The organism is Agrobacterium tumefaciens, assembly GCF_013337285.1.
GTDB lineage: Bacteria > Pseudomonadota > Alphaproteobacteria > Rhizobiales > Rhizobiaceae > Agrobacterium > Agrobacterium burrii.
Genome location: NZ_SUPW01000004.1, coordinates 338052 through 353733, shown reverse-complemented (window position 1 = coordinate 353733; position 15682 = coordinate 338052). Strand labels below are relative to the sequence as shown.

The following is a 15682-nucleotide window of genomic DNA, read 5'->3' as shown; positions in this document are numbered from 1 at the left end:
GCACCATGGCCAGCCCCTGCTCTTTCTCTTGAATTCTGCCGGTGGATATGAACTCATTGGCGGTGAGTTGCCTTTACACAACAATAGCCGGAGAACAAATATGGCCGAAGACACCAAGAAGCGATCGGTGGAGCTTACCATTGGCGGCAAACCGCGCAGCTTCGACATCGACGATCCGGTTCTTCCCGACTGGGTGGAGGACAAGAAGCTCTCCGCCGGCGACTTTCCCTACGACAAGAAGATGAAACGGGAGGATTACGATGCCGCGCTGGAGGCGCTGCAGGTGGAGCTGGTGAAGGTGCAGTTCTGGCTGCAGGCCACCGGCAAACGGGTGATGGCGGTTTTCGAAGGCCGCGATGCGGCGGGCAAGGGAGGCGCGATCTTCGCGGCCCGGGCCTATCTCAACCCGCGCTACGCCCGCGTCGTGGCGCTGACCAAACCGACGGAAACCGAACGCGGCCAATGGTATTTCCAGCGCTATATCTCACATTTTCCGACTGCCGGTGAATTCGTTCTCTTCGACCGTTCGTGGTATAACCGCGCTGGCGTCGAGCCGGTCATGGGCTTCTGCACCCCGGAAGAACACAAGCGCTTCCTCAAGGAAACACCGCGGCTGGAAAAGATGCTGGTGCATGAGGACATCCATCTTTTCAAATTCTGGCTCGACATCGGCCGCGAGACGCAGATCGAACGCTTCCATGATCGCCGCCACAGCCCGCTGAAATGCTGGAAGCTTTCGGATATGGATATAGCGGCGCTGACAAAATGGGACGACTACACGCAAAAGCGTGACGAGATGCTGGAAAAGACCCACACTGATGTCGCCCCCTGGACGGTGGTGCGCGCCAATGACAAGCGCCGCGCCCGGGTGAACCTCATCCGCCATATTCTCAACGCGCTCGATTATGACGGCAAGGACAAGAAGGTGATCGGCGAGATCGACGGCAAGATATTGGGGTCGGGTCCGGAGTTTCTTAAATAGAACAGGAACACGATGGCAAGCGCTCCTGACGGCGGCGCTTGCCATTCTTCCTATAAGTTATACATTGATCGGTGTTTTTATACATTGATCGGTGTTTTCGATGGAAAATATTATTTTATTGATACTTTATGTATGTGTGAACACGTACTTTTTTGTATCCATTACAATATCTGACATTCGAGATATTATGTTTTACAGGAAGCACAATTGGGACTTTAGTATTGATAGCCAGCCGAAATGGAAGTTGTACGAAGGGGAGTCAGATAAGCAGACTTCAAACAAATCAAGATTAATATTTTCGCTTCCAATTAATATTTTATGTTTAATTTTTAATTGTTTTGGAATTTATTTTCTAATAATAGAATAATTATAAATATAAATTATACACTCGATGACATCTAATAGTATTGGAAAGAATTTCAGTTGGAATCATAATAAAGACTATCCTATCCTAACTTACTGACCAGGCAGAATCCGCACGGAATAAAGATTGACCGGGCGGCTGTTGCCGTCGATGTCGCTGTTGATGAAGATTCTGCCGGGCGCATTGGGAGCGAGCGAGCGCTCGAATGTCGCGTTCAGCAGCATATCCGCCCGTTCAGCCGTGGCCGTAAAGCGGTGGCGTGAGCAATCTCCAAGCGTGGCGAAATCGCAGGCGACGGAAACCTGCGTCTGCCGGTCGCTGGATGATTGCAGCGTAATGGATATGGTCGAGGACTTGCCCGCCATGTCACGCATGACTTCCACCGGAACCTCGACGCTGACCGCACCATCCTGCGAAACACTTCTCGACGTTACTTTTATCGCCTTGCCGGCAGGTGTGGCGATGTTTTCGACCGTCGCACGCGGGCCTGCCGAAACTCCGGCACTGCCGCGCTCGGCATTAAAGAGTTCCACCCAGTCGTCGGAAAAACCACGGCCGGCGGAGAGGCTCGGTGCGGGCTCCGCGCCGTTGAAGTCCTCTGCCTGGACCTGGGCCGGCGGATTGGGCACGCTGGTATCGCGCTGCGCGGGCGACAACAGCAGGCCGGACGAATAGACCCACCAGGCGCCCAAACCGATAAAGGCGAGAAGCGTCAGATAAATGAAAAGCCTTGCAAAAAGCCCGCGACGCTTGCGGCGGCCGACAGCGCCTTCCGGGCGGAAAGCAAGCGAGGCATCGCCTGCGCTGGAGCCTCTCTTTGATGGCTTTGCATTGCGCCGACCGGCGCTTGGAGGCTCCCCGGCACCGGTGGCGCCCGGCTGCGCATCACGCGTTTCGCCACGCAGTTCCGGCTCGATGGCCATATCGCCGTGGTGCTGCGGCTGCAAAACGGGATCGACCGAGGGTTCATCATGGGCGACACTTTCCGGCAGTGGCGGCCGCAATTGCTGCTCCACCCTGTCCAGAAGCCGGTTGCGCTCTTCATTTTCAATCACATGAATGAGGCTTTCGAGCCGCTGGCGTTGCTGTGCGACGACCTGTGGTTCGTCTATGCCCTGCTTGCGCAGGCCCGCTTCCAGCGCCTGGCGGGATGATTGGTAAATCCGTGCACGAACTTCGGCGTTCGATCTGTCCGATTTTTCCAGAGCATTTCTGATTGCCGTTTCCAGTCCGCTCACGACCGATCCTTGTTCTATGCGCTTTGCAAAAATATGCGGCGCTGCGTCATTGGTTTACGATTCGGTAACGGCTATGCCGCGCCTCCGCAAGCATCGTTTGATATAAAGACCGGATTGCCTTGGGGAAAATCGATCCATTGTGGCGCTGCGACCGCAGGTTTGCGACGCTGGTACGACGCTGTTTTCGCTTTCAATCCTTTGCCGAACACGATATTAGCTTACGTGCGCGTAAACGTAATTCGTGGGAGGAAACATGCTGCCGTCCGTGCTGAAAGACAATCTGCGTCTTCCGGTCATAGCATCACCGCTATTCATTATTTCGCATCCGCAATTGACGCTGGCGCAATGCAAGGCGGGTGTCATCGGCGCTTTCCCGGCGCTGAACGCGCGGCCCGAAAGCCAGCTGGACGAATGGCTGGCGATGATGACCGAAGAGCTTGCCGCACACAACAGCGCCAACCCCGATCGTCCAGCGGCGCCCTTCGCAGTCAACCAGATCGTGCATATGTCCAACCGCCGGCTGGAGCATGATCTCGGCCTCTGCGTCAAATATAAGGTGCCGGTGGTGATCTCCTCGCTCGGCGCCGTGCCGGAAGTTAATGCGGCCGTACATTCCTATGGCGGTATCGTGCTGCACGACATCATCAATGATCGCCACGCCCGCTCCGCCATCCGCAAGGGTGCGGACGGGCTGATTGCGGTGGCGACCGGCGCTGGCGGACATGCCGGCACGCTTTCGCCCTTCGCCCTCGTGCAGGAAATCCGCGAATGGTTCGATGGCCCGCTGCTGCTGGCCGGCGCCATCGCCAATGGCGGCTCCATCCTTGCCGCACAGGCGATGGGCGCAGACATGGCCTATATCGGCTCGCCCTTCATCGCCACGCGGGAGGCACGCGCTTCCGACGGCTACAAGCAGGCGCTCGTGGATGCCCAAGCGAAGGACATCGTCTATTCGAATTATTTTACCGGCATACACGGCAACTACCTGAAAAGCTCCATCGTCGCCTCTGGCATGGATCCCGACAACCTGCCCGAAGCGGACCCTTCCAAGATGGATTTCGAAACGGCAACCGGCGGCGCAAAGGCCTGGAAGGACATCTGGGGCGCCGGCCAGGGCATTGGCGCGGTCAAGGCGGTGGAACCGGTGGCGGATCTCGTCGATCGACTGGCACGCGAATATGAGGCGGCCAGACACCGCATCTGCGCGAAAGCCTGAGGCATTCATAAACAACGGACAGGCAAAGCTTTTTCTCGGAATTTTCAAAACCAGCACATTCAAGGCTTGAAATCCGTCAGCATTGCCTGTATCAGCCCGCCATGAAGCTGATCCGTAACAAACGGGTCATAATCGGGCCGCTTTAGCTCAGTCGGTAGAGCACGTCATTCGTAATGACGGGGTCAGGTGTTCGAGTCACCTAAGCGGCACCATTTTCCGAATAAACAAGAAACCTTATCCCATCGATAGGCTCGACGGCCCCGATTTCGCACGGCTTCACGTGGCGATTGAGGCTGCTCAGAAGTTCGATGACCATTGAGGATTGTCGCCCGTCGGATTTTGTCACTCAGACCTCTTCAGCCAATTATTGACTGCCGGTCCGACGATGTGTATCAATACACATATGAAAAGTGGCGATATCATTTCGGCATTGGCGGCAGATGGCTGGTATGAGGTGAGCACCAAAGGTAGCCACGTCCAGTTCAAACACCCAACCAAACAAGGCCGCGTGACCGTTCCTCACCCGAAGAGGGATTTGCCGATCGGCACACTCAAAAGCATTGAAAAACAATCCGGGCTGAAACTGAGGTAGAACCATGAGTAATTATATCGGACTGATCCACAAGGACGGTGATAGCGATTACGGCGTTTCTTTCCCTGACTTTCCGGGCGTTGTGACCGCAGGCACCGATCTTGATGATGCGCGCCGTATGGCGGAAGAAGCTTTGGCGCTCCATGTTGAAGGTATGATCGACGACGGTGAAGCCATTCCCGAACCATCTTCTCTCGATACCGTCATGGCTAACGCGGAAAACAGTAATAGCGTCGCCATCCTGGTCGCTCTCAAGGCGGAGAGCAAGAAGTCTGTTCGTCTCAACATCACACTCCCGGAAGACGTTCTGAAAGAAATTGACGCGTTCGCGGAGGCCAAAGGGCTGACGCGGTCCGGCTTCCTGGCGCGGGCAGCTAAACATGAGATGTCGAACGCAAGCCGCGACGATCATCGGTAGGTCCGTTTGGCTGACGTGCGATCGTCACGGCAAAAGTGTTTGAAACCAAACAGCCCGCCACACGTTGATCGGCAAGTCACTCTCAACCAGAAAGCCAGATATCGTGGACGTCATTCGCATTCTTATCGCCATCCTTCTGCCGCCCGTCGGTGTGTTCCTTCAGGTCGGGCTTGGCCTGCAGTTCTGGCTCAATATTCTCCTGACGCTGTGCGGTTATGTCCCCGGCATCATTCACGCCATCTGGGTGATCCTGCGGAAGTGAAATTCCGGCCCGCGATGGGGCGTCCTCAACATTTTAGTACATGATTAAATTCTCATGATCTCCGGAACCTCGTCTTCTTCCTCACGTTAAGGTGATGACAAGCAGCCAAGGAGAAAATCATGAACCAGATCATCTACATCGTCGGCCTCGTCGTTATCGTCCTCGCGATCCTGTCGTTTTTCGGCTTTCGTTGATCCCCGTTGTCAATTCACTCGCTTGCGCATATTCTAAACAGCAGTGACACACGGCCGCGCTCATGGGTTGCTCCGCTGCCGGGTGTATTTCGGGATCGCGTTGCTCTGGGAGGTGCACGATGAAGAACGAGAGATGGACAGAACCGGTCGAGGTCAATCTTGAGGCGAACGGCAAGAGTGTCATCGCCGGCCCCTCTGAAGCACTGACGTTGTTGACGGAAGGCTGGCCGAAGATTGGTGGATTGAGCTTCGTGAGAGCCAGAAGCGCCTGCCGCGCCGCCCTTGACGGGCGCAAATCGCCGGAGGAAGCGCGCAAATGTTTCACAGATGCGGTTTCCGAGATGCAGAAAAACCCGCATTAAATTGAGATAAAACGAAAAACGGCTCCGTCATGGAGCCGTTTTTCCGTATGTCGCGCTTCCGGAAATTGTCCGGAAACGCTTTGTCTTGGGTGCGATCAAAAGCCGCTGCTTCTTACATCCAGTAAGGCGCGACGCCGTAATAGTCATGAACCTTGCGGTCCTTGGCGGTCAGCAGATCGTTATCATCGAGATTGGCGAAATGCGGCGCGTTTTCGATCTCTTCCTTGGTGAGATCGATGCGGTAGCCATCAAGCTCCTCGTCATAGTGCAATTTTTCCCAGGGGAGCGGATAATAATCGTCGCCAATGCCCAGGAAACCGCCGAAGCTCAAGACCGCATAGGCAACACGGCCGCCGCGCTTTTCCAGGAGGATGCGCTGGATCGAGCCGATATGTTTGCCGTCAGCACCATAAACGCGGGTGCCTTCAACCTTGTCGCTGGCGATCAGGCTCGGCGTATCCTTGACATAGGGGTCCTGTCCGGCGCGGGGTTCCTGATGCAATGTCATCTCTTCCTCCTTGATTTTCCTCGTTGGTGTCACGTCCTGTAAACCCTGCGACGGGGGAATCGTTCCGAGGCGTTTCAAGCGCTGCGGCAGGTATTTTTTTGAAGGAGGACGGAACAAAAAGGCCGCTATTGGCGGATTTTTTGCCAAACTGAGGGGGAAACCCCGACCATCTTGCGGAAGACGCGGGAGAAATGCGCCTGATCCGAAAACCCGCTGGCAATGGCGATGTCGGTCAGCGCCATGTCGGTTCGCATCATCAGTTCCTTGACGCGATCAATGCGCGCCTGCATCTGCCATTGATGCGGTGGCACGCCGGTAGACGCCTTGAAGGCGTGGCTGAAATGAGATTGCGACAGGTTGGTGAGTTCCGCCAGCTCCTCCAGCCGGATCGACCGCAGGCAATGTTCGCGGATGTAATCGGTCGCCGCCCTTAATTGCCAGGCGGCAAGCTTGCTGCGTTTCTTGACCGGCTCCCGCTTCACCTTAAGGAAATCCGTCAACAGCGCCAGCACAAGGCTTTCGCCGTAGAGGTCGTGCAGCGGATCGGGATTATCGCATTCGGCCGCGATCAACCGCGCCAGCGCCAGCAGGCGCTCATCCTCGAACATCAGATTCGGATCGAGCAGGCCGTGCGGGTCAAACCCCTGCACCAGCCGCGCACCCAGCAAACCCGCATCGAAATGCAGATCGAGATGGCGCACGAAGGATACATTGCTAAGTTCCGCATGCACATCCAGATCGGCGGGCACGAAGGAAATCCGGTTCGCCTTGGAGGAACCGTAGTTGTCGCGGCGGGAGCGGTTCATCATGAACCGGCCGTCATCGCTCCCGTCCATATCCAGCAGGAAAACAAACCGCGGGTCCTTGCCGACATAACGGCCGCCCGCTTTCGGGGCGCAGCGCACGTCCCAGAGATCGGCGACGATGCCGTTCCATACCCTCGAGCGCGGGCCGCCGATGACGGCAAAGCCCTCGATCTCATTTTCCATCCGCACGCGGAAAGCCATGGCCTCTTGATCCCGCAAGGCGCAAAGGCGCCTCTATAAACATGATAAATCTATTCATGTTTATAGAGGCAAACTATATTTCCCGCAACTCTCCGCCGTTGAAGAGGTAGCTTACCACTTCTTGGCAAGCTTGAAGGTGATGGTACGGCTGTCGCCCCAGCCGCAGACCGAGACACCGGCGCAGCTCTTGACATATTCCTTGTCGAAGACATTCGCGACGTTGACGGATGCCGTCCAGTCGTTCTTCTCGTAGCGGATTGCGGCATCGAAGACCGCCGCATCCGGAACGCGCAACGTGTTTGCCGCATCCGCCCAGGATTTACCCTGATAGCGCACACCGCCGCCGATGCTGAGGCCTTCAAACGTATCATCGGTGAAGGCGTAATCCACCCACAGGGACGCGGTGTTGGCCGGCACGATCCATGGGGATTTGCCGATCAGGTTGGGATTGGCATCACGGGTAATCTCAAGATCGGTGTAGGAATAGGAAGCAAGGGCCTTCCAGTTGTCGGAAAGATTGGCCTTGGCTTCCAGCTCGAAGCCGGTGGATTCCACCTGTCCGAACTGCCCGCTCGTGGTCACGCCGCCAGCCGTATAGGACACGATGGCATTGTCCTTGACCAGCTTGAAGACGGAGGCAGTGATGCTGCCATCAAAGAAAGTTGGCTCGTATTTGACACCTGCTTCGAACTGGTGCCCCTCCTCCGGTGCGGCCGGGGTGCCATCCGCAAGCGTATCGATCAGCGGATTGAAGAAGGTGGCCGCCGAGACATAGGGCGTCAGGCCATTGTCGAATTCATAAGCGAGGCCGGCCCGGCCGCTCAGCGCATCGTCATTGGAGCGGAAAGAAGCGCCTGCCGGCAGCCTGTTTTTAAGCTCCGTATCGACATAATCGTAACGACCGTTGAGCGTCACCAGCCAGCCATCACCGAAACGCAGCTGGTCCTGCGCGTAGATGCCGATCTGCTGCTGGGTCACGACATTGTCTGCATAAACGAAATTCGTTCCCTGCGTCGAGCCATAGACCGGCTTGAGCGCGCCGATCGCATTCGATCCGCAGCAGGCCTGCACCTGATCCAGCTTGTAATATTTATAGTCGAGACCAACGAGCAGCGAATGGCTGACCGCACCGGTTTCGAACTGGCCTTCAATGCGGTTGTCAACGCCGAAGCTGTCCGCCTTCGACAGGCCGTCATAACCAAAGCGGGTCAACATATAGTCGTTGGTGGTGGCATCGAGGATCGGCTGGCCGTTAGCGTCGGCATTGGCCCAACCGCCCGGATAAGGTCCGGTTTCGTGTTTGTAGAGGTGGCCGTAACGGGCGTTCTGGCTGATCTTCCAGCCATTATCGAATTCATGACTGACTTCGTAACCCACCATCGACTGGTAGACGCGGCCATTGTCGATATCAGGCTCGCCATAAAAGGCCTTGCGGTCGAGCTTGCCGAAGGGCGCATCGACGACGGTGCCGACATAGGGCAGGAAGCCATTGCCGACATGGACCTGATCAAGCGCCGAGAAATATCCGTAGAGTGTGGCGCTGGTCTGCGCATCCGGCTCGAAGGTGATCTGCGGCATGATGAAGCCGCGCAGATCCTCTGAGTAATCGGTGTAATTATCGCCGCCGGAAACCTTGCCGGTGACGCGGTATTTCCACACGCCCTCAGCATCTACCTTGTCGCCGAGATCGAAACCAAAGAAGGCATTGCCGAAATTGTTGATGCCGATTTCCGTTTCACGAACCGGCGTATCCTGAGTTTGCTTGCGGACCAGCTGCACGATACCGCCGGGATTGGCGCCGCCATAGAGCACCGAGGCAGGCCCTTTCAGCACCTCCACCCGTTCCAGACCATAGGCGTCCATCTGGAAACCGCCGAAACCATAGCTGAACAGGTTCAGCCCATCGAGGAAAACGCCGGTCTGGGTGGCCTGAAAACCGCGAATGTAAAACCAGTCGGTATCCGGATCGGTGCCGAAGGGCTCCGCCGTCACGCCGGGCGTATAGCGCAGCACCTCGTCGATTTTCGTCACGGCGCCGCGATCATCCATTTCCTTGCGGCCGACGACGGATACGGATTGCGGAATGTCTTTCGTTTCCGTGTCGGTTTTCGAACCGGTGGCGCTTTTCTTAGCGACGTAACCCCGGACCGGACCCGTGGCACTTTCCGCCCCCTGCCCTTCGACGGTGATTTCCCGCAGAACGGTCGTTTCCTGTGCGTGGCCCATCACCGGCGCCATCAAAACAACGGCAGCCGTTCCCAAAGCCAGACGGCCCAAAAACATCCCATGCAAATTTTTCAAGATATGCCCCGAAACAGATCGCGGACGACGGTCATAGCCGGCAGGCCGCAGCACTTCAATTAAGCTGAGTATTTACATCAGGATTAAGGCGGGATGCTTGTCGTTTTCCGGGAGTATTTGAAGCTTATTGGCCTCTCGCACTGTTTTGTGCCCGTCATTTTATGTGGCGAGACCCAGCCATCAACCTTTGCGTCGGCCGATCCTCGCAAGCAGCATGACGGGAAGGATGCCGATGACGACAATCGCCAGTGCGGCGATTGCCGCCTCCTCATAGGTGCCGCGCGCCGCTTCGCCGTAGAGATGGGTCGCGAAGGTCTCGAAATTGAGCGGCCGTAATAACAGCGTGGCGGGGAGTTCCTTGACGCAGTCCACGAAGATCAGCAACGCCGCTGCCGCAAGCGATGCCTTCGAGAGTGGTAGGTGGATCTGGCGGAATGTCTGGGTTGCGGATCGCCCGAGTGTTCGCGAAGCATGATCGAAGGATTGCGGGATACGGCTCAAGCCCGCATCGACGCCGCCGGCTGCAATGGTGAGGAAACGCGCCGAATAGGCATAGATCAGGGCTGCACCGCTGCCGATGAAAATAAGGCCGGTGGAGATGCCAAACCAGTCGCGCATGGTCTGGTCGACAAACCTGTCGAAACCACCGAGCGCAATCAATACGCCGATGGCAATGACCGTGCCGGGGGCTGCATATCCCACCGTGGAGAGGCGAAAGGACCAGAGCGAGAGACGCCCCGGAGCAAGGCGCATCGCGTAAGCAACAGCAAGGCCGAGAATGAGGGTGATTATCGTCGCCAACCCGGCAAAGACGATGGTGTTCAAAGCCTCCTCGGTAAAACGGGCCGACAGGCCGCTGAAGCGGAATCGTTTCCATGCTTCGATGACGAGATAGCTCGCCGGCGCCACAAAACCGATCAGGACCGGCAGGCTGCCGAGTGTAAAAGCGCCGCAGGCCTTGAGGCCAGTAAGGCGCACCGGCTCCAGCTCCCGGCTTTTCTGCGCGGAAACCGAATAACGCTGCTTGCGCCGCGCCCAGCGTTCAAACGCCACGAGGGCGACGACGATGAACAGCATGGAAAGTGCGATCTGCGCCGCACCCGGCAGATCGGATTTCGTGACCCAGGTGGTATAGACCGAAACGGTGAGGGTGCGGACGCCCAGAAATTCCGAAGCGCCGATATCGTTCAGCGCTTCCATAAGGGCAAGGCTGACGCCGACCGCGATTGCCGGGCGCGCCAACGGCACCGCGACCTTAAAAAAAGCCCTTTGTCTGGAAACGCCAAGCGTTCGGGCGGCCTCCAGCAGATTGCCAGCCTGTGTGAGGAACATGGCGCGGACGGGGATATAGACATAGGGAAACAGCACGAAGCCAAGCAGGATGATACAGCCCGTCATCGACCTTATATCGGGCAAGCGGAATTCACGCGGGCTGGAATAACCGAGCAGCCAACGGATCACCCCCTGCACCGGCCCGATGGGGTGCAGAATATCCAGATAGGCATAGGCGACAATATAGGTGGGCATGGCCAGCGGCAGCAGCAACGCCCATTCCAATATCCGGCGACCGGGAAAATCATAAGCGGTGACCAGCCAGGCCGAACAGGTTCCGATGATACCGGCCAGCAGGCCGACACCGGCCAGAAGGATGACCGTGTCCGGCAGGGCGGTCAAAAGAACGCTTGCGCCAAGATGCGCCCACAGGCCTGCCGAACCCTGCACAGCCTGGGAGACGAGCGCAACAACCGGCACCATGGCGCCGCAGACCGCCACCATGGACAGGAACAGCCACCAGAAGGCGGATGAAAACCTTGGTCTCGCGCGGGACGTCAATGGCTGGACGGCGTGTGGATTCATGAGCTTCTTGAAAATACAGGGAAAGGCGCCCGCGGGTGCGAACGCCTTCCAGCTTATTGTTGCCAATTGGCCTTTACTTGTCGAAGCCGACCTTGTCGACCAGTTCGCTCGCCTGCTTGCGGTGCGAGACGATTTCCGTCAGCGGCTTGTTGTCGATCTTCAGGGTGCCGAAGGAGGCGACGATCTCGTTGAGAGCCGCACCCTGCTTGACCGGATATTCGTAGTTGGCTTCGGCATAGATCTTTTGGGCTTCGTCAGAGACGAGATATTCCAGAAGCTTGACGGCTTCAGCCTTGTTCGGAGCGTTCTTGGCCACAGCCGCGCCCGAGATGTTGACCTGCGTGCCGCCATTCTTGAACGTCGGCAGAACCACCTTGATGGCGTCGCCCCACTTCACCTGCTCTTCGCCGCCCTTGCCCGAGCGCATCAGGCCGACGTAGTAGGAGTTGGCGATGCCGATATCGCAAATGCCGCCGAGGATGTCCTTGGCAACGTCACGGTCGCCGCCGCCTGCCTTGCGGGCCAGATTGTCCTTGACGCCGGCAAGCCACTTTTCAGTGTCGGCTGCGCCATAATGGGCGATGTAGTCGGCGAACAGTGCTGTGTTGTAAGGGTGCTGGCCGGCGCGAATGCAGACCTTGCCCTTCCACTTGGCGTCGGCGAGATCTTCATAGTTGAAGGATGCGAGATCGACATCCTTCGCCGCATAAAGAACGCGGGCGCGCATGGAAAGCGCGAACCAGTGACCCTTGGCGTCGCGAAGTTCAGCCGGGACAGCCTTGGTCAGGGTTTCGGATTCGACCGCCTGGGTAACGCCCTTTTCAGCGAGATCAACGAGATTGCCGGCATCAACCGTCATCAGGACGTCAGCAGGCGAGCTTGCGCCCTCGCTCAGAACGCGCTCAGCCAGACCGTCCTTCAGGAACACGGTGTTGACCTTGACGCCGCTCGACGCGGTGAAAGATTCCAGCAGGGGCTGGATCAGGCCCGGCTCTCTGGTGGTGTAGATGTTGAGTTCCGCAGCGCTGACCGAACCGGCTGCAAAAGCAGCGGTGCTGGCAAGCAAAGCAAGTTTGGCAAATTTCGTCATGGTCGTCTCCCTCTTCGATGGCAGGCAATATAGAGGGAGCAAACATCATACATGATGGATCAAATCAAGTTTTATTTAGCCGTTTTCAGGCGGGATTTGATCACCAAGAGTTGAAAATAGAGCGGAAATAAACATGCAAATCCGCTCATTCAACTTCAAGTAAATATCAGGACGCCCTTGGGATCGATGCCGAAACGCACGGCGCTCGTTTTGGCGGGCGTGCGCTGCATCGTCCTGACACGCAGGTCTCCCGGCAGGCCTGGCACGGCGATGCCGAGTTGCTCGATCTCGCCGAGAAAAACGCGGCTCGATATTTCACCCGCGATCCCCTCTTTCGCCGCGCTGTCCTCGATGATCGAAATTGCGTTGGGGCGTACATAGGCGACGGCGGCAAGACCTTCCGGCAGGTCGGAAGCGTCGCCCAAAGGCCCAAGCGGCGTTTCAACGCGCCCCTGCCTCACCCGGCCTTCGATCTTGTTGAAGGCGCAGAAAAAATCGGCGGCATAGCGGCTTTTGGGATGGTCGTGGATTTCGTAACCCGTGCCGCTCTGCACGATACGCCCGCGCTGCATCAGCACCACACGGTCGCCTGCGGACAGCGCCTCTTCCGGATCATGAGTGACCATGATCGCCGTCGTGCCCAGTTGCCGCAGAAGGCTCAGCGTCTCCTCACGGACATTGTCGCGCAATCCCCTGTCCAGATTGGAGAAAGGCTCATCCATCAGCAACAGGCCGGGCTGCGGGGCGAGCGCACGGGCAAGCGCCACACGCTGCTGTTCACCGCCCGAAAGCGTATGCGGATAGCGCTTGGCTAACTCCTGCAGATGCACGTGCTCGATCATCTCTGCCGCACGGCGACGGGCCTCCGTCTTGGGCAGGGTTCTGAGGCCGAACATCACATTCTGCTCGACGGTGAGATGCGGGAACAGCGCATAGTCCTGAAAGACAAAACCGATATTGCGTTTTTCCGGCTCAACGAAAGCAGTCGAACCGGCAACGACCGCACCATTCAAAGAAACGCTGCCATGGTCTGGCGTCTCCACACCCGCAACGATGCGCAGCAAGGTCGATTTTCCACAGCCCGACCGTCCAACCAGACAAATAATTTCGCCGCGTTCGACGGACAGGTCGATATCGGACAAGACCTCCGTATCACCGAATCTTTTCCCAATCGATTTCAGTTCAAGCGCTGCGCTGCCTGCCATTTCCAATCCTGCCCTGCTTTGCGAATTATGTTGATCGCTCAAATCAGGATTAAAGTCAAAAAATCGCAGATAACCCCTTTCCATTCACGAGGGCGCGAGATGTGCGGCAGCAATATTGACGTTTACGTTAGAGTTAAATAGGCTTTACCGATATGATGGACGTCAGGGGATTCCGCGTCTATCATTCGTCACCGGGGAGCGGGAGGAGCGGTCGATCCGGTGGCGCACATGTGGTTCCTTCTATCTCGCCGATATGCGGCTGGTTGCGGGAGCTTCATGATCATCACGAAGCCTAAAGCGCCCTTGATGCATTCCACCGAATGCACGGCGCGAAAAAGACTCTGGGAGGAGAAGCATGAGTGAATTGTCCCTGGGACAGCCGGAAAATGTCAGCGTAGAAAAGCGTTGGCTGTCGTCCTATCCGCCGGGCGTCCCTTCCGAGATCCCCGTATCGGCCAACGCCTCGCTTGTAGACCTTCTTGAAAAGAGCTGCGTAAAATTTGCCGACCGCAAAGCCTTTTCCAGCATGGGGAAATCGCTGACCTACCGGGAGCTGGACGCTCAAACCCGCGCCGTGGCCGCCTGGCTGCAATCCAGAGGGCTGGAAAAGGGCGATCGGGTTGCGGTGATGATGCCGAACATCCTGCAAAATCCCGTCGCGGTTTACGGAATCCTGCGGGCGGGCATGATCGTGGTCAACGTCAATCCGCTCTACACACCGCGTGAACTGGAACACCAGCTGAAGGACTCCGGCGCAAAGGCGCTGTTCGTGCTGGAAAACTTCGCCCATGTGGCGCAGCAGGCGGTGCCGAAAACCGCCGTGCGGCATGTCGTCGTCGCAGCCATGGGTGATCTTCTCGGCTTCAAGGGACATATCGTCAATCTTGTCGTTCGCAAGGTGAAGAAGCTCGTGCCCGCCTATGCGATCCCCGGCTCGATCAGCTTCAAGGCGGTGTTGAAGGAAGGCCAGGGATTTTCCCTGAAGTCCGTCGGCCTCACGGCTCAGGATATCGCCTTCCTGCAATATACCGGCGGTACGACGGGCGTCTCCAAAGGAGCGATCCTTACCCACGCCAATCTTCTGGCCAACAAGGCGCAGATCAGCCTGTGGCTGGACGCCGCCTTCAGCAGCCGCAACGATCGTCCCGAGGTTCTCAACTTCATCTGCGCGCTGCCGCTATGCCACATTTTCGCGCTGACGGTGAATTCGCTGATGGGCATTGCGCTGGGCGGCCACAATCTGCTGATCGCCAACCCGCGCGATATTCCCGGCTTCGTCAAAGAACTGTCGCATTATCAGCCGCATATTTTTCCGGGCATCAACACGCTTTTCAACGCGCTGATGAACAATGAGGATTTCCGCAAGCTCGACTTGTCGTCGCTCATTCTCGTTCTCGGTGGCGGCATGGCCGTGCAAAGACCGGTCGCGGAACGCTGGCTTTCGGTGGTGGGCTGCCCGATTGCGGAAGGCTACGGTCTCTCCGAAACATCGCCGGTGGCGACGGTCAATCGCCTCGATTCCCAGGAGTTTAGCGGCACAATCGGCCTGCCGCTTTCATCGACGGAGATCGACATTCGCGACGATGATGGCAACAGCCTGCCTATGGGTGAAGTTGGCGAGATTTGTATTCGCGGCCCGCAGGTCATGGCCGGTTATTGGCAAAGGCCGGATGAAACCGCAAAAGCCATGACCGCCGACGGCTTCTTCCGTTCCGGCGACATGGGGTTCATGGACGAGCGCGGTTACACCAAGATCGTCGACCGCAAGAAGGACATGATCCTCGTCTCCGGTTTCAACGTCTATCCAAACGAGGTGGAAGAAGTGGCCGCCAGCCATCCCGGCGTCCTGGAATGCGCCGCAATCGGTGTTCCGGACGAACATTCCGGCGAAACCGTCAAACTTTTCGTCGTCAAGAAGGATCAGTCGCTGACGGAAGCGGAACTCAAGGCCTTCTGCGCCAAGAACCTGACAAACTACAAACGGCCGAAGATCATCGAGTTCCGCACCGAGCTGCCGAAATCCAATGTCGGCAAGATTTTGCGGCGCGAATTGCGCAATCTGAACTGAGCGCTTGAAGCGAATGAC

The 15682-nt window shown here is 57.3% G+C and carries 14 protein-coding genes and 1 tRNA gene; 8 read left to right on the top strand and 7 right to left on the bottom strand.

Translation table 11 applies throughout. The features are described from left to right. Window positions 1-100: 100 nt before the first annotated feature. On the top strand, window positions 101-982 hold the full coding sequence (gene ppk2, locus FCH38_RS14605; protein ID WP_153515153.1) for a polyphosphate kinase 2: 882 nt from the start codon (window positions 101-103) through the stop codon (window positions 980-982). A gap of 456 nt (window positions 983-1438) precedes the next feature. Here ppk2 and FCH38_RS14600 read toward each other — a convergent pair whose 3' ends face one another. Then, the gene (locus FCH38_RS14600) at window positions 1439-2584 is read right to left on the bottom strand and encodes a hypothetical protein (RefSeq protein ID WP_174374183.1); all 1146 of its coding nucleotides are present in this window, start codon (window positions 2582-2584) and stop codon (window positions 1439-1441) included. A 253-nt stretch (window positions 2585-2837) separates the two neighbouring features. Between FCH38_RS14600 and FCH38_RS14595 the strand changes: the two genes are divergently transcribed. The 6 genes from FCH38_RS14595 to FCH38_RS14570 all read left to right on the top strand — a co-directional run bounded on the left by FCH38_RS14595 (window position 2838) and on the right by FCH38_RS14570 (window position 5628). Then, window positions 2838-3800 (top strand): NAD(P)H-dependent flavin oxidoreductase, encoded by a 963-nt coding sequence (locus FCH38_RS14595; protein WP_174374182.1) that lies wholly within the window; start codon window positions 2838-2840, stop codon window positions 3798-3800. A 136-nt stretch (window positions 3801-3936) separates the two neighbouring features. Further along, window positions 3937-4012: transfer RNA gene (locus FCH38_RS14590), tRNA-Thr, on the top strand. Window positions 4013-4203: 191 nt separating this feature from the next. Continuing rightward, on the top strand, window positions 4204-4392 hold the full coding sequence (locus FCH38_RS14585; protein ID WP_149898463.1) for a type II toxin-antitoxin system HicA family toxin: 189 nt from the start codon (window positions 4204-4206) through the stop codon (window positions 4390-4392). A gap of 4 nt (window positions 4393-4396) precedes the next feature. Beyond that, a complete protein-coding gene (locus FCH38_RS14580; RefSeq protein ID WP_174374181.1) occupies window positions 4397-4810 on the top strand; it encodes a type II toxin-antitoxin system HicB family antitoxin in 414 nt (137 codons plus the stop codon). Window positions 4811-4913: 103 nt separating this feature from the next. Next, window positions 4914-5072, top strand: a complete 159-nt coding sequence (locus tag FCH38_RS14575; protein ID WP_149898461.1) for a YqaE/Pmp3 family membrane protein — start codon at window positions 4914-4916, stop codon at window positions 5070-5072. Between the two features lie 313 nt (window positions 5073-5385). Beyond that, the gene (locus FCH38_RS14570) at window positions 5386-5628 is read left to right on the top strand and encodes a DUF982 domain-containing protein (RefSeq protein WP_174374180.1); all 243 of its coding nucleotides are present in this window, start codon (window positions 5386-5388) and stop codon (window positions 5626-5628) included. Between the two features lie 112 nt (window positions 5629-5740). Here the strand turns inward: FCH38_RS14570 and FCH38_RS14565 are convergent, their stop codons facing one another. The 6 genes from FCH38_RS14565 to FCH38_RS14540 all read right to left on the bottom strand — a co-directional run bounded on the left by FCH38_RS14565 (window position 5741) and on the right by FCH38_RS14540 (window position 13596). After that, the gene (locus tag FCH38_RS14565; RefSeq protein ID WP_149898460.1) at window positions 5741-6136 is read right to left on the bottom strand and encodes a PRC-barrel domain-containing protein; all 396 of its coding nucleotides are present in this window, start codon (window positions 6134-6136) and stop codon (window positions 5741-5743) included. A gap of 125 nt (window positions 6137-6261) precedes the next feature. Further along, a complete protein-coding gene (locus FCH38_RS14560; protein WP_174374179.1) occupies window positions 6262-7143 on the bottom strand; it encodes a helix-turn-helix transcriptional regulator in 882 nt (293 codons plus the stop codon). A gap of 111 nt (window positions 7144-7254) precedes the next feature. Then, entirely contained in the window at window positions 7255-9444 is a 2190-nt protein-coding gene (locus tag FCH38_RS14555) for a TonB-dependent siderophore receptor (RefSeq protein WP_174374178.1), read from the bottom strand. Between the two features lie 180 nt (window positions 9445-9624). Then, window positions 9625-11301 (bottom strand): ABC transporter permease, encoded by a 1677-nt coding sequence (locus tag FCH38_RS14550; protein ID WP_174374177.1) that lies wholly within the window; start codon window positions 11299-11301, stop codon window positions 9625-9627. A gap of 73 nt (window positions 11302-11374) precedes the next feature. After that, complete coding sequence (locus tag FCH38_RS14545; protein ID WP_174374176.1) at window positions 11375-12391, bottom strand: extracellular solute-binding protein; 1017 nt, start codon at window positions 12389-12391, stop codon at window positions 11375-11377. A gap of 155 nt (window positions 12392-12546) precedes the next feature. Continuing rightward, on the bottom strand, window positions 12547-13596 hold the full coding sequence (locus FCH38_RS14540; protein WP_174374175.1) for an ABC transporter ATP-binding protein: 1050 nt from the start codon (window positions 13594-13596) through the stop codon (window positions 12547-12549). Between the two features lie 355 nt (window positions 13597-13951). Here FCH38_RS14540 and FCH38_RS14535 point away from each other — a divergent pair, with 355 nt between their 5' ends. Then, a complete protein-coding gene (locus FCH38_RS14535; protein WP_149898455.1) occupies window positions 13952-15664 on the top strand; it encodes a long-chain fatty acid--CoA ligase in 1713 nt (570 codons plus the stop codon). Window positions 15665-15682 lie beyond the last annotated feature (18 nt).